The following is a 13983-nucleotide window of genomic DNA, read 5'->3' as shown; positions in this document are numbered from 1 at the left end:
GGCTTTTGTACGACAAAAAAAAAAGAGCTCTGCTATACAGCAGAGCAAAAGAAAAATATATAACCCTATAAAAATAATACAAATTATTGATACTTTCAAAAGACGAAATTTAAATTTCCATCACAATAATAGCTATGTTTAAGTATGAAACATTCTACCTTCACTATAGCTATGAATATTCTTATTTTAGAATTCCATAGTATCCAAATAGCTCTTTGAGAAATACCTCAATACCGAACTTCTTCAAAGAATCTTTTCTTTGTTCAAAGAGAAGTTCTAAAACTTTTTTCTTATCTTTGTCTCTTCCATAATGAATCAACCTATGACAGTTCGGACATATACTAACTATATTTCCAACAACATCTAAACAATTTTCAAAATCAATTCATTTATACGATTAATTGTGTAAGAATTATGATGTGTGATTTCTCCTAATTCCTTGTACTGCCTTACGCTTTTTTTCCATTTCACAATTACAACATTATTTTTTTGTAACTGTTTAAATTGCTCTTGTTTTTCAAAGTTTTCAAAATCCATATCAATTCCCCTTTGTATGAAAATGAAATTTCTATAATAAAACTTTATAAGCTTTATATATCCATTCTTCATCTTTGTCTTCTTCCACATAAAAGATTTCTATTTTTATTTCCATACCATTTTCCATTAAAACGTGCGCTTCATATTTCCCATCTACATAACTAGCACAATCAATATTGTCTGCTACTATTTCTCTCCATTTATCAGGTAAACTATCATAAAAACGTTCAATGGCCGCTACTAAAACTAAATCTTCTAAATGAGCAGTTTTAAGGTTGTTTATTTTTAAAAACATCAAAAATGCCAAATCCCTTATATCACAAAGGATTTGGCATTTTTAAGTATCTAGAACACGCGCTAAATTTAAGGAGAAATTAACAGACATGAGTCCGGTATAATGCCGTGTCCACACCCAAGGATCGGTTACATAAAATAGCGTATCTAACCTGGGAAGTCTATTGGCCTTTTTCCCTTATAGTAACGCTCTCTTCTACTAAGACCTTTTCTTTCTAGGGCCTACAATTAATTTAATCGCTGTTCTTTCTTCATTATTGATAGAAATCTCTTGAAACGCTGGAACAAAAGCTAAGTCAATACCACTTGGAGCGACGAACCCTCTTGCAATCGCAATTGCTTTAATCGCTTGATTTATAGCTCCAGCCCCAATCGCTTGAATTTCCACATTACCACTTGTTCTTAGTACTCCTGCTATTGCACCTGCGACTGAATTTGGGCTTGATTTTGAAGATACCTTTAATATATTTTCCATGTAAGTTGCTCCTTCTATTATTTAATCTCTCTTTCGTTACAATTTTAAATATTTTAGCGTATCTTTAATTACTATTCACACCAAAAACAAATGATGCTTCATATGTACATTATTCTATATTTTCTGACTTCTTCCTGCTCAACTACGCAAATAAAAAATAAACTAAATAATCTAATATACATACAATTAAATATCATAACTTCACCAAATGATAACATCCATACAGCTAAAGGTAATATTGCTATTTTGTCAGACGAAATTAATATAGTAAAGTGAAATTTTAATGAGTGGGGGTTTAGTTCATCCCCCATCTAACTTCTTTGCTTTCGCTGAATTTTGAGGTAGGAGTCTTACTGCTCGGAAAATAGCGTGATAAACGTTTCCTTGTTACTTCAATCCATTTAGAAATTCCATTGATTTTTCTATCAAATTATGAAGCTTATCATCTTCAAAAGGTGTTACAGGTAATACCCAAATACTACATTTCATTATTTGACCGCTTTATATTCCAAATCTATTTCCTTTTATAGTACAAGCATACATGCCAATTGCAATTAATTTCCACATACTACTATATGGTTTTAATTTATTAAGAATCGGAGGTAATATTTTGGTTTCATACTATCATTCTTCAAACTCGTATAAAAAATGCTCATGCAAATCTTCTTCCAGTTCAAATAAAAAATGTTCATGTGACCATTCACATAAACGAAGCTGTCCTGCATACGGAACTTTTTGGAAAACTGAATTTATAACTGTTCCTTTTGGCGATCCTTTTCCATTTAATCACGTTGGACCTTTAGCAGGAGGCGTTTCCTTACTAAATCCTACTACTATACACTTTAGACAAGCTGGTGATTATAGAGTTTCGTTCATTTCCAGTATTAATACTACTTTAAATCCTGTATTTCCACATATTCCAGTCATAACTATATTTTTAAATAACAATCCACTTGCTAATAGTCAAGGTGACTTCGCTATGCAAATGAATACTTCATCAAATAACGAATGTCTTCAACTCGTTGGCGAAACGATTGTTACAGTGCCTGCTAATTCAACTCTTCAACTTAGAAATAATAGTGGTTTTAATCGTCAAAGTATTGTAACGTGTGACAATGGTATAAATTCAGTTGAATTAACAGTTACAAAACTAAGTTAATATTATTTCTTCACATTCAGATGCTATTTCAGCATCTTTTTTTATTGAATAACAGTTTTCTTCAACTTTTATTATCTCACCCCACATAAAAAAGTGCAGAATTCTTTCTAACACAAGATTTCTGCACTTTTTTATTATGCTTATTTATTCTTCCTTATTTCTCTACATAAACCGACTTAACAATCGTACGATTATATGGTTTTCCTTCTTTATTCATCCCTTTTATATCCATCGTAACGTTATATACTCCCGGTTGTTTTATATCTTTCAAAGCACCTGAAAATGTATTCGTATGAACATTTTGTAATTCATTAAATTCAGAGACTAACTTACCTTCTTTATTAACGACTCTTACTGTTATGGAAAGATCCCCTTTCATTTCAGGTGCTACAGGTGATTTTTTGAGTTTATACTCAAGTTTATTTACTTTAACTTTTGTAGGCATTCGAAGAACAAATGGTGCGTCATCCTTGTAATCGCTTACAACTAAATATGCATCTTTCGACTGCTTCGCCATCATTTTGATTTTCCATTCGCCTACTTCCAATTTATCAAACTTAAATGTTCTAATTGTCGCCCCATTAAAGAAAGATTCGCCTTCACCAGTAGTTATAGCGCTATCTTTATTTGCATAGATTTTTCCTTTTGGAGATACCATTTGTACTTCTACATCAGAAGAAGCAGTTAGTACAGAAACTATTCCTTCAGCCTTTTTATCAACAGAAATACTTTGCTCTATCCACTGATTTTGTGGTAATTCGCCTCCTAAAATATTTTGATTTGAAGTTGTATTTAATTGTTCTAGATTTTCATTTGAACTATTGCTGGGTGCTACTAAAGCTGGTAATCCCACATTTGTCGTACGTAAATATGGTTCAATTCGTGCAAAAACAGCTGATCCTTTTCTTATATTGTCATGATCAAATCTGGAATCTGTAAATAAATGTGTACCGTACGATAGCTTCGCACTCCATTCATTTACTAGTCCGTCATTTGAACCGTACGATGATAAATATAACCCGCCCATAGATAATGCAGAAAATGTTGGTCCCCAGCTAGTTCCAGTAGCCGTATAGTAACGGTTTAATTTAGCTGCTGGGTTGTTATCTATTATTGAACGAAACTTTGCCATTTCACCTATTTGTAACGAATACGTACCATCATCTTTTTGACCTAATATAGAAGCAAGCCACCCTGCCCACCAACTATATGACAAATCTGCTAAATTTGAGCCGTGATGCGGTGTAGCAAGTGTAATAACATTTCCAACAAATCGATTCGCATCATATTCAACTAATGCGGCTTGTGTATCAATACCACCTTTACTATGCGCTACAATATTAACTTTTTTACCGAAATGATTATATATCTCTTCAAGTTTTTGTGCTAACAATTTTCCATTATCCCACTGACTAGCCGAACCTTTCCCCGCTGCATCATACAATTGTATAAACACTGTTTGATAGCCTGCTTTTAAAGCATAATCATACATATCATTTATATCATGATATACTGTCTTTCCATACCAACTATCAGCATTACCATTTCTTCCTTGTACAAAGAGAATTGGCGGTTTATTCTCATCATAATTAGCTGGTTTTTGGCCTAAAAACCATTCTCCAGGTGTGAATACTTCTGTATCAGGAAACCCCTTTCCAAGCTCTTTTACAACTTCTGCCTGTACATTTGTGCTAATCGTTGGAGCCATGATAAAAAATACAATTAGTAAGGCCACACATCTTCTCATCAGTCGCATATTACTCCCCCTATTTTTTTGAAAGAAGGTGTTCTTTATAATATTTTATATTTTCCCTTCCTTAATAATAGCTAATCTTTTATTTTAAAAAGATGTTAGCCCTATTTTTAGAAGGTTACTAGTTGTATACCCTCTTCCTTAACTCTCGTTATTCTCTTTGTTTCTACCTCTTCCTTTTGATAGAATACGACAAAAAAGTTTCTCAATAATTGTTAACTTCGCTACACCCAGATATTTTTTAAATCATTATTGTTTATATAAAGCATACAAATCTTGAAAAAATTTTAGTGAAAAAATATTTTATTACTAGTTAGTTATTGAAAAATATAATAAAGATATGTACTTTCTTTTCATTAAATACAAACTAATTTTAAAGGAGCTTATATTATATGACTTTCCTACGATTAAAAATTAAACTGAAATTTCCGAATAGAAAATCATATTTCCAGAAACATATATTATGATAATTTCCGCGCACTTGAATTAACTTTTTAGAAGTACTAACCTATCGGTGAGCAGAAGAAAATTCTGTAAAAAGAAAGGAGAATACTTTATGATGACCAATTTACAAAAGGAGTTTTTTAAACGCTTAAAAATTCCTGCAAAAGAAATAACATTTGATGATTTAGATGAAATTCTGTTAAAAATGGGAATGATTCTCCCCTATGAAAATCTTGATATTATGGCTGGTACTATTAAAAATATCTCAAAAGATAACTTAATAGAAAAGTTACTTATTCAAAAACGAGGTGGACTATGTTATGAATTAAACTCCTTATTGTATTATTTTTTAATTGATTGTGGGTTTCAAGTATACAAAGTAGCCGGTACTGTTTATGATCTGTACGATAATAAATGGAAACCCGATGATGGTCATGTCATTATCATATTAAGTCATGAGGATAAAGATTATGTTGTGGATGCAGGTTTTGCATCTCATCTCCCTTTACATCCAGTCCCTTTTAACGGAGAAGTCATCTCCTCTCAAACAGGAGAATATCGAATTCGTAAGCAAAATACTCGAAAAGGTACGCATATTTTAGAAATGAGAAAAGGAGCTAACGGGGAATCTACAAGTTTCTTACAATCTGAACCTTCAAACGAATGGAAAATAGGCTATGCTTTCACTGTAGATCCAATAGATGAGAAAAAAGTGAATAACATTCAAAAAGTGATTGTAGAGCATAAAGAATCTCCTTTTAATAAAGGAGCTATCACTTGTAAATTAACTACTTATGGTCACATATCATTAACAAATAAAAATTATACAGAAACCTTTAAAGGCACCAAAAATAAACGACCAATAGGCTCTAAAGATTATGCTCGCATTCTTCGTGACTCTTTTGGAATAACGCAAGAGAAATATGTAGGAAAAACACTAGAAAGAGGCTAGTTGACTACAAGTATTTCATAATAAAGCAGATTCTATATTTAGAATCTGCTTTATTTTATATTTTGTTATAAATTAATTTAATTTTGTTGTTACCCTTTAATTTTCAATTATATACTCATCATCATATTTATCGTATTGTAGCCCTTCCCCTATCTTTGACTCCGTAACTTGATCTCTTAAAAACGGTGCAGCATCCATTTTGCTAGTTGCAATTTCAATTCCATATTTTTTCGTTAAATGAGCTAACTCTATTAAAAACCACTCTCTTCGCAATGTAACTGGAATATCCAATGTTTTTCTTTTCATATATAATAGCACCTCTTTTATTTTCATAGCTTAAAAACATCACTGGATGCACTTATTAAAACTACCTTTCACCGCTAACATCCAATGAAACATTATAGTATATGCATGTCCATTTCAAACGTGCTATCACAAATATGATATTTAAGTTTACATAATTATATTATGTAATAGTAGAAAAGGAAGGCATGTCCCTTCCCCTTCTACTATAGAGATTTAAATTAAGAACATCTTGGTACACCTAAAGCTAAGAATAAACCTGCTACTCCCGCAGTAATCGGTACTTTTAACGTAATAACATCGTCTACCTTCGTTACTAAAAAGTAAGCATTACCTTCTTGTAATATACAAGTTACCAACAATTGAAATTCCATTCAAATCTCCTCCTTTCAATCGATATACTATAATTTATGAAATCTCTTTCAAAAAGTAATAGGAAATACATCTATTTTTCCTTATATACAAAATAAATATTTATAAGTTTAGGAAAAATATTAATTTTCTAAATTTATATAAAACGTGTAATATCCAATAAGTTCCTATATAATCAATAAGAAAAATCTTACAAATGGAGGTATGAAAATGGCGATTTTGAGTAATATTGGTGCTGCTTTATTTTTTATTGCTTTTATTCTTTTAATTTTATGTATCATTTCATTCTTTAAGAAAAATGGAAAAGCAAAACAATATGGTCGTCCTGCCGTTATTCTTTTTATGATTTCGATTGTATCAATAATAACTAGTGCTGAAACTTCTAATAACCCAATTGTTGAATTCTTTTCTATTTTAAGTTTTGTTTTATTTATTTTCTTCCTTGTGCTAGCAATCTTATCTGTTATTAAGAAAACAGGTGTAGCGAAAAAACAATTTATTATTACAGCCGTATTATTTGTCATTTTTGTTGCGTTATTAGGTATTTCAGCTCCTTCTTCTGAAAAAACGACAGCAACTAGTACAAAAGTTGCCTCTAACAATGAAGAGCAAAAAGATAGCGAACAGAAAAAAGAGCTAGAAAAGAAAGCGGCGGACGAAAAAACTCAAAAGCAAGAAGATGAGAAGCGTCAAGCCGAAGAACAAGCTCGTAAGCAAGAAGATGAAAAACGTCAAGCCGAGGAACAAGCTCGCAAGCAAGAGGATGAAAAACGTCTAGCTGATGAACAAGCTCGTAAACAACAAGAAGAGCAAAAACGTCTAGCTGATGAACAGGCTCGTAAACAACAAGAAGAACAAAAACGTCAGGCTGATGAACAAGCTCGTAAGCAACAAGAAGAACAAAAACGTCAGGCTGATGAACAAGCTCGTAAACAACAAGAAGAACAAAAACGCCTAGCTGACGAACAAAATCGGAAGCAACAAGAAGAGCAAAAAGCACAGCAAGCTCAAACACAACCAGCTAATGGTAATACTGATAGTGCATACTACAAAAATTGTGCTGCAGTTAGAGCAGCTGGGAAAGCTCCTTTACATAAAGGGCAACCAGGTTATAGCTCTCATCTTGATCGTGATGGCGATGGAATTGCATGTGAAAAATAATAATGAAAAAGAAGCTTTTACTAAGCTTCTTTTTTATTAACGTAAAATATTACCACTTATTACTTTCCCCCCTTATTTTAATAACATTCTTATTATTATTCTCAAAAATGACACAGAATAAGTGATTTCAATCACTACATAGATTTTAATTTATCGCTATTCTTAATTCAGATATTACATTTAAACTTTATGGAGGCATTCATATGGAACATACATTTACTGAAACTTCTATTGTCGGTGAGATTGTTACACAATTCCCGAAAGCTAGTGATCTTTTTAAATCATATAGAATAGATTTTTGTTGTGGTGGCAATAAACCGCTTATTGATGCAATTCATGAAAGAAATTTATCAGCTACTGAAGTGCTTACAGAGTTAAATACGCTTTATAATAATATGAAACGATTAAATGAATCTGAAATTGATTGGAAAAATGCTTCTTATCGCGAATTGATTGATTATGTTATAAATAAGCATCATCGCTATTTAAATGAAGAGTTGCCACAATTAAGTCCGTATGTGACAAAAGTAGTACGTGTTCATGGGGCAAGTCAGCCTCATTTAGCTCAAATTCATAAGCTATTTCACGAATTAAAGATGGAATTAGAACAACATTTAATTAAAGAAGAAACAGAAGATTTTCCATTAATTTTAGAATTTGAACAAAATCCAATTGAAGAAAACTATGTGAATTTACGTAAAGTAGTAGATAAGTTGGAAAATGAACATAACCACGCAGGCAACATTATTAAAGAGCTTCGTAAAGTTACAAATGACTTTACTCCTCCAGAAGGAGCTTGCGGCACTTATCGACTTGTTTACCAACGCCTTGAAGCACTAGAGTCTGATTTATTTGAGCATATTCATTTAGAAAATAACATTTTATTTCCACGTGCAATTACGAGAGTATAAATCAAGTGCAGGACATGAGTATACATACTTATGTCCTGTTTTTTCATTTGGTAAAGAATATACACATCCCTCTCGAATAAATCCGAATTTTAACAATTTGTGAATCATTATAAAAATGTGATAAATATCACATCTCCCCTTTTTTGGATTTTCTATAATAGAAATATAATCCTTTGTTCAACATTTCACAGAAAAAGGGGAAACGAAAATGAAAAAACGTTTAGTTATGATCGGAAATGGTATGGCTGGAATACGCTGTATGGAAGAAATATTAAAACATAATAGTGATTCATATGAGATTACTATTTTGGGAGATGAACCACATCCAAACTACAATCGCATTATGCTCTCTCACGTTTTACAAGGCAAAACAAATATGCAAGATATCATTATGAATGAATACAGTTGGTATGAAGAAAACGAAATAACTTTATATACAAACGAAAGAGTTCAAATTATTAACCGGGAAGCAAAAATCATTATCACCGAAAAAAATCGTACTCTTACATATGACAAACTCATTATCGCAACAGGTTCTAGTGCTTTTATTTTACCTGTTGAAGGTTCTACTCTTCCTGGTGTAACAGGATTTCGAACAATTGAAGATACACAATTTATGATAGACACCGCTAAAGAAAAGAAAAAGGCCGTTGTTATTGGTGGTGGGTTACTTGGTTTAGAAGCCGCAAGAGGTCTTATTGACTTAGGGATGGACGTACATGTTGTTCATTTAATGCCAAACTTAATGGAGCAGCAACTAGATACGAAAGCAGCTTCTCTATTACGCGAAGATTTGGAAGCGCAAGGCATGAAATTTCTAATGGAAAAGAAAACTGTAAAAATTCTTGGTACAGACCATGTTGAGGGCATTCAATTTGAAGATGGTGAAGTTGTAGATTGTGATTTAGTCGTAATGGCTGTCGGAATACGCCCAAATACGCAAATAGCAAAAGATGCTGGTTTAATTGTAAATCGCGGTATTGTAGTCAATGACTATATGCTAACAAATGATGAATCCATTTATGCAGTTGGAGAATGTGCAGAACATGACGGTATCGCATATGGACTTGTTGCTCCTCTTTATGAACAAGGTGCGATATTAGCAAAACATATAACAAATTTACAAACTGATGGATATTCGGGCAGTATTGTCGGTACGCAATTAAAAGTTGCAGGTTGTGATTTATTCTCTGCTGGTCAAATTTATGAAGATGCTCAAACGAAAGCAATATCAATCTTTGATGAATGTAAACGTTCCTATAAAAAAGTATTAATTCGTGACAATAAAGTCATCGGTATCGTTTTATATGGTGACACAGCTGACGGAACACGCCTCTTTAGCATGTTAAAGAAAGAAGAAGATATACAAGAATATACAGCCGCTTCCATTCTTCACAAAGCTGGTGAAGAAAGTGAACTTAACGTTGCTACTATGAGTGCTGATGACACGATTTGCGGATGTAATGGTGTTACGAAAGGCACAATCGTTCACGCCATTTTAGAACAAGAGTTAAAGACTTTTGAAGAAGTTAAAGGCTGTACGAAAGCCGCAGGGTCTTGTGGTAAATGTCGTCCGCTTGTAGAACAAGTTTTATCTCATACACTTGGAGATGCTTTTGATGCTTCTGTGCAGTCTACCGGTATGTGCGGATGTACACCTTTATCACGTGATAAAGTCGTAGCGGCCATTCATGAGAAAGGTTTAAAATCTCCAAAAGAAGTACGAAACGTTCTTGGTTTTGTACTTGAAGAAGGCTGTTCAAAATGTCGTCCTGCTTTAAACTACTATTTACGTATGGCGATTCCAGAAGAATATGAAGATGATAAATCATCCCGTTTCGTGAATGAAAGAATGAATGGTAACATCCAGCACGATGGTACATTCTCTGTTATTCCACGCATGTACGGAGGTGTTACAACAGCTGATGATTTAATGAAAATTGCTGAAGTTGCGAAAAAGTACGATGTTCCACTTGTGAAAATTACAGGTGCGAGCCGAATTGGCTTATACGGTATTAAGAAACAAGATTTACCTAACGTATGGGCTGAATTAAATATGACTTCTGGATATGCGTATTCAAAATCTCTTCGTAATGTAAAATCATGTGTTGGCTCTCGTTTCTGCCGTTTCGGTACGAAAGATTCATTAGGACTTGGTATGTTGCTTGAACAATCATTAGAAATGGTAGATACACCTCATAAAATGAAGATGGGTGTAACGGGCTGTCCGCGTAACTGTGCGGAAGTACTGACGAAAGATTTTGGCGTTGTTTGTGTCGAAAATGGATACCAACTTTATATTGGCGGAAATGGTGGTACGGAAGTACGTGAAGCTGATTTTGTAATGATTGTCCCTACTGAAGATGATGTCCTTCGCATCGCTACAGCTTACATGCAATATTATCGTGAAACTGGTATTTACGGAGAGCGTACTGCCTACTGGACAGAGCGTTTAGGCTTCGATCACATAAAAGAAATACTGCAAGATGCAAATATGGTCACTACACTAAATGAACGCTTCCAAACAGCTCGTGGCACATATAAAGAAGCTTGGGGACAAGCAATAGAAACGAAGTCGTTAAAAGCGATGTATGAAGTAGAAACTGTGAAATAAGGAGCTGTGATTTATATGATACAAACGAAAGATAAAATAAAAATTATGCGTGCAGAAGACCTTCCTATTCAAATCGGTAAAGAGGTGCAAATGAAAGGTATATCTATCGCCCTATTCCGCCTTTCAAATGGCGATGTTCGAGCTGTAGAAAATCGTTGTCCTCATAAAAACGGACCGTTAGCAGAAGGAATTGTGTCTGGCGAATTCGTCTTTTGTCCACTACATGATTGGAAAATTTCATTACTAACAGGTGAAGTTCAAAAACCTGATGACGGTTGTATTCAAACGTATGAAGTAGAAGTTATTGACGGGGATATTTATATATACATGTAATTTACGAAAGGAAGCCTCCCCCTGGCTTCCTTTTACATAAAAATAGATGAGGTGCCATTATGAACGGATATGTATATTTAGTTGGTGCAGGACCAGGTGATGAAGGGCTTATTACAAAGAAAGCGATAGATTGTTTAAATCGTGCAGATATCGTTTTATATGACCGTTTATTAAACCCTTTCTTTCTTAGTTATACAAAAGAAACATGCGAACTTATTTATTGCGGAAAAATGCCAAAGAATCATACTATGCGACAAGAAATGATTAACGCCCACCTCCTTCAATTTGCGAAAGAAGGAAAAATCGTAGTCCGCTTAAAGGGCGGAGATCCATCTATTTTTGGCCGTGTTGGTGAAGAAGCAGAAACTTTAGCATCTGCGAACATTCCATATGAAATTGTACCAGGCATTACATCTAGCATCGCCGCTAGTAGCTATGCTGGCATCCCCCTCACCCACCGCAACTATAGTAATAGCGTCACTTTATTAACTGGGCATGCGAAAGGTCCTTTAACCGATCATGGAAAATATAATTCATCCCACAATAGCGACACAATCGCCTACTACATGGGTATAAAAAACTTACCTACAATTTGCGAAAATTTACTACAAGCAGGCAAAAAGGAAGATACACCAATAGCAGTCATCGAATGGGGTACGACAGGGAAACAGCGCGTTGTCACAGGAACACTTTCAACTATTGTTCCTATCGTCAAAAACGAGAATATTTCTAATCCTTCTATGACAATTGTTGGTGATGTCGTTTCCTTACGGGATCAGATCGCTTGGAAAGAACGTAAACCATTACACGAGAAAAAAGTTTTATTTGCATCTGCAACGAATAAAACAAGTTCAATGAAGCAAAAGTTACAAGAAGCCGGTGCAGAAATATATCAAATTCCTACTTTCAAAAAGGTAGAATACACATTAACACTTGAACAAATCAATGAAATTTTTAACGTTAATCGTCTTGTTTTTTGTTCAGCTGAAAGTGTAGAAATATTGATGCAATCATGTAGTAAACACCAAAAAGATATTCGTTCTTTACAAGCGCAACTACAACATATGAACGTTGCCACTCAAGAAAAACTTATGCAATATGGGCTACTAAGTAAACAAGCAGAGTTCTCTTCCAATACAACAGTTTATTTAGGACGAAACATTAACCGAATTGCTGTTATTCAAGAAAAAATTGGTGCTGGTTCCTATATGATGACTCATGAGTACACAATTGATCATCGCTTCGATGAAATTCATTCACGTATTCTTTCTGAATTCTCATGGGATAGCATTGTATTTGAAGGTCGTGCTTCTATTGATACGTTTCTAGCAGAAATAAAACGCCTTGGCTTTATCAATATTCTTACTCTCCCATTCTCGTATACCGACGTTCCAACTTTACACTATGCAAATAAAGTTGGGTTTCATAACGTAGATCATCAATTACAAGAAACTCTTATGAAGAAAGACATGGTGAGACAATGAAAGGAATTGTATATGTTGGACATGGGAGCCGGCTACAAGAAGGTAATGAACAATTCATTCAATTTATTCAATCTGTTATGAAAGAGCGAAACGAAAGAATTCAAAAAATAGCTTTTCTAGAACTAACGACACCTACTATTTCGGATGCAGTTACAGAAACGATAATAGAGGGAGTAACTGAAATAATGATTGTACCTGTTTTATTATTTGCAGCAGCTCACTATAAACGTGATATTCCTTTTGAAATAGAGCAACTACAAAAGAAATATCCACAAATAACATTTTCAGTTGTACCTCCTTTTAGTACACATCCACATATGGTGGAACTTGTAGTGAAAAGAATACGTGAAGCTATGTCAATGCAAAATAGTAGTATTTTACTCGTAGGACGAGGCAGTAGTGATCCACAACCGATACATGAATTACAACAAATCAGAGCAGCTGTCGAACGAAAACTTGGTATGCCAGTATCCTGTTCCTTTTTAACGAAAGGAACTCCCTCTTTTGCTGCTGAGCTCAAGGCTATAACATCGACTGCGTCCCATGTATATGTCATGCCGTACCTTCTCTTTACCGGATTATTACTTCAAAAAATTAAATTGCATACAAAAAAATATGATCACGTTACGACTTGTAACTGTCTTCAGTTTGATACATACATGAAGTTAACATTATTAGAACGAATGGAGGAATGCATATATGTATAACATGTACCCTCTTATGTTTAATCTACAAAATAAAGTGGTCATTATCATTGGTGGAGGTAAAATTGCATATCGAAAAGCGTCTGGATTAAAAGATACAGGCGCTTTTGTCACCGTTATCAGCCCAGAAATTTGCGAGGAAATGAAGGGACTTTCTTATATTACTTGGAAGCAAAAAGCTTTTAGTAATGATGATATTAAAGATGCTCACCTTATTTATGCAGCTACAAATCAACACGCTGTAAATATGATGGTCAAACAGGCCGCTCATGATTTCCAGTGGGTTAACGTTGTAAGTGATGGTACAGAATCATCTTTTCACACACCTGGCGTTATAAGAAATAATGAATATGTTGTCACTATTTCAACTTCAGGTAAGGACCCATCGTTTACGAAGCGTATGAAACAGGAATTAACTTCTGTCCTTGCTAAACTTATAAAAAGACTTTCTCGTACTCATAAAATGTAATCTATCACTTAGCTAAAA

Annotated in this window: 15 protein-coding genes; 9 read left to right on the top strand and 6 right to left on the bottom strand. The window is 33.9% G+C overall.

Features of this window, described 5'->3' with window-relative positions:
- Nucleotides 1-363 precede the first annotated feature (363 nt).
- The 3 genes from AXW78_RS34355 to AXW78_RS10485 form a co-directional block, all read right to left on the bottom strand.
- Nucleotides 364-537, bottom strand: coding sequence for a hypothetical protein (locus AXW78_RS34355; protein WP_165375024.1), 174 nt, complete (start codon nucleotides 535-537; stop codon nucleotides 364-366).
- A gap of 31 nt (nucleotides 538-568) precedes the next feature.
- A complete protein-coding gene (locus tag AXW78_RS10490) occupies nucleotides 569-832 on the bottom strand; it encodes a hypothetical protein (RefSeq protein ID WP_000478848.1) in 264 nt (87 codons plus the stop codon).
- A gap of 198 nt (nucleotides 833-1030) precedes the next feature.
- Nucleotides 1031-1306 carry a stage V sporulation protein S gene (locus AXW78_RS10485; RefSeq protein WP_000427801.1) on the bottom strand — a complete coding sequence of 92 codons (276 nt, stop codon included), beginning with the start codon at nucleotides 1304-1306 and terminating at the stop codon, nucleotides 1031-1033.
- Nucleotides 1307-1916: 610 nt separating this feature from the next.
- Between AXW78_RS10485 and AXW78_RS10480 the strand changes: the two genes are divergently transcribed.
- Nucleotides 1917-2465, top strand: coding sequence for a hypothetical protein (locus AXW78_RS10480; RefSeq protein WP_061884108.1), 549 nt, complete (start codon nucleotides 1917-1919; stop codon nucleotides 2463-2465).
- 154 nt (nucleotides 2466-2619) lie between these two features.
- Here AXW78_RS10480 and AXW78_RS10475 read toward each other — a convergent pair whose 3' ends face one another.
- The gene (locus tag AXW78_RS10475) at nucleotides 2620-4221 is read right to left on the bottom strand and encodes an esterase/lipase family protein (RefSeq protein WP_001238694.1); all 1602 of its coding nucleotides are present in this window, start codon (nucleotides 4219-4221) and stop codon (nucleotides 2620-2622) included.
- Nucleotides 4222-4774: 553 nt separating this feature from the next.
- Here AXW78_RS10475 and AXW78_RS10470 point away from each other — a divergent pair.
- The gene (locus tag AXW78_RS10470) at nucleotides 4775-5614 is read left to right on the top strand and encodes an arylamine N-acetyltransferase family protein (RefSeq protein ID WP_000988899.1); all 840 of its coding nucleotides are present in this window, start codon (nucleotides 4775-4777) and stop codon (nucleotides 5612-5614) included.
- A gap of 96 nt (nucleotides 5615-5710) precedes the next feature.
- Here the strand turns inward: AXW78_RS10470 and AXW78_RS10465 are convergent, their stop codons facing one another.
- A complete protein-coding gene (locus tag AXW78_RS10465) occupies nucleotides 5711-5920 on the bottom strand; it encodes a hypothetical protein (protein ID WP_000824206.1) in 210 nt (69 codons plus the stop codon).
- A 218-nt stretch (nucleotides 5921-6138) separates the two neighbouring features.
- Entirely contained in the window at nucleotides 6139-6291 is a 153-nt protein-coding gene (exsG, locus tag AXW78_RS10460; RefSeq protein WP_000395679.1) for an exosporium protein ExsG, read from the bottom strand.
- A gap of 208 nt (nucleotides 6292-6499) precedes the next feature.
- On the opposite strand from exsG, the gene AXW78_RS10455 reads away from it, so the two are divergent.
- The 7 genes from AXW78_RS10455 (at nucleotide 6500) to AXW78_RS10425 (ending at nucleotide 13965) form a co-directional block, all read left to right on the top strand.
- Nucleotides 6500-7450, top strand: coding sequence for an excalibur calcium-binding domain-containing protein (locus AXW78_RS10455; RefSeq protein WP_000996465.1), 951 nt, complete (start codon nucleotides 6500-6502; stop codon nucleotides 7448-7450).
- Between the two features lie 203 nt (nucleotides 7451-7653).
- A complete protein-coding gene (ric, locus tag AXW78_RS10450; protein ID WP_000401365.1) occupies nucleotides 7654-8361 on the top strand; it encodes an iron-sulfur cluster repair di-iron protein in 708 nt (235 codons plus the stop codon).
- A 208-nt stretch (nucleotides 8362-8569) separates the two neighbouring features.
- Nucleotides 8570-10975: an NADPH-nitrite reductase large subunit gene (gene nirB, locus AXW78_RS10445; RefSeq protein WP_000746954.1), complete on the top strand. Its 2406-nt coding sequence runs from the start codon at nucleotides 8570-8572 to the stop codon at nucleotides 10973-10975.
- A gap of 15 nt (nucleotides 10976-10990) precedes the next feature.
- Nucleotides 10991-11308 carry a nitrite reductase small subunit NirD gene (gene nirD, locus AXW78_RS10440; RefSeq protein ID WP_000616667.1) on the top strand — a complete coding sequence of 106 codons (318 nt, stop codon included), beginning with the start codon at nucleotides 10991-10993 and terminating at the stop codon, nucleotides 11306-11308.
- A gap of 59 nt (nucleotides 11309-11367) precedes the next feature.
- Nucleotides 11368-12792: a uroporphyrin-III C-methyltransferase gene (locus AXW78_RS10435; protein ID WP_001014937.1), complete on the top strand. Its 1425-nt coding sequence runs from the start codon at nucleotides 11368-11370 to the stop codon at nucleotides 12790-12792.
- The gene (locus AXW78_RS10430; protein ID WP_000676477.1) at nucleotides 12789-13499 is read left to right on the top strand and encodes a sirohydrochlorin chelatase; all 711 of its coding nucleotides are present in this window, start codon (nucleotides 12789-12791) and stop codon (nucleotides 13497-13499) included. The genes AXW78_RS10435 and AXW78_RS10430 overlap by 4 nt, the downstream gene beginning before the upstream one ends.
- The gene (locus tag AXW78_RS10425) at nucleotides 13492-13965 is read left to right on the top strand and encodes a precorrin-2 dehydrogenase (RefSeq protein ID WP_000282585.1); all 474 of its coding nucleotides are present in this window, start codon (nucleotides 13492-13494) and stop codon (nucleotides 13963-13965) included. Before AXW78_RS10430 ends, AXW78_RS10425 begins: the two co-directional genes overlap by 8 nt.
- The last annotated feature ends 18 nt before the right edge of the window (nucleotides 13966-13983 follow it).

The organism is Bacillus thuringiensis (genome assembly GCF_001595725.1).
Taxonomy (GTDB): domain Bacteria; phylum Bacillota; class Bacilli; order Bacillales; family Bacillaceae_G; genus Bacillus_A; species Bacillus_A thuringiensis_K.
This window is presented reverse-complemented; position numbering and strand designations above follow the sequence as displayed.

What these genes read in the sequence shown, in the direction of transcription:
- AXW78_RS34355 (WP_165375024.1), bottom strand. Translation starts at nt 537, where the DNA reads ATGGATTTTGAAAACTTTGAAAAACAAGAGCAATTTAAACAGTTACAA.
- AXW78_RS10490 (WP_000478848.1), bottom strand. Translation starts at nt 832, where the DNA reads ATGTTTTTAAAAATAAACAACCTTAAAACTGCTCATTTAGAAGATTTA.
- AXW78_RS10485 (WP_000427801.1), bottom strand. Translation starts at nt 1,306, where the DNA reads ATGGAAAATATATTAAAGGTATCTTCAAAATCAAGCCCAAATTCAGTC.
- AXW78_RS10475 (WP_001238694.1), bottom strand. Translation starts at nt 4,221, where the DNA reads ATGCGACTGATGAGAAGATGTGTGGCCTTACTAATTGTATTTTTTATC.
- AXW78_RS10470 (WP_000988899.1), top strand. Translation starts at nt 4,775, where the DNA reads ATGATGACCAATTTACAAAAGGAGTTTTTTAAACGCTTAAAAATTCCT.
- AXW78_RS10465 (WP_000824206.1), bottom strand. Translation starts at nt 5,920, where the DNA reads ATGAAAAGAAAAACATTGGATATTCCAGTTACATTGCGAAGAGAGTGG.
- exsG (WP_000395679.1), bottom strand. Translation starts at nt 6,291, where the DNA reads ATGGAATTTCAATTGTTGGTAACTTGTATATTACAAGAAGGTAATGCT.
- AXW78_RS10455 (WP_000996465.1), top strand. Translation starts at nt 6,500, where the DNA reads ATGGCGATTTTGAGTAATATTGGTGCTGCTTTATTTTTTATTGCTTTT.
- ric (WP_000401365.1), top strand. Translation starts at nt 7,654, where the DNA reads ATGGAACATACATTTACTGAAACTTCTATTGTCGGTGAGATTGTTACA.
- nirB (WP_000746954.1), top strand. Translation starts at nt 8,570, where the DNA reads ATGAAAAAACGTTTAGTTATGATCGGAAATGGTATGGCTGGAATACGC.
- nirD (WP_000616667.1), top strand. Translation starts at nt 10,991, where the DNA reads ATGATACAAACGAAAGATAAAATAAAAATTATGCGTGCAGAAGACCTT.
- AXW78_RS10435 (WP_001014937.1), top strand. Translation starts at nt 11,368, where the DNA reads ATGAACGGATATGTATATTTAGTTGGTGCAGGACCAGGTGATGAAGGG.
- AXW78_RS10430 (WP_000676477.1), top strand. Translation starts at nt 12,789, where the DNA reads ATGAAAGGAATTGTATATGTTGGACATGGGAGCCGGCTACAAGAAGGT.
- AXW78_RS10425 (WP_000282585.1), top strand. Translation starts at nt 13,492, where the DNA reads ATGTATAACATGTACCCTCTTATGTTTAATCTACAAAATAAAGTGGTC.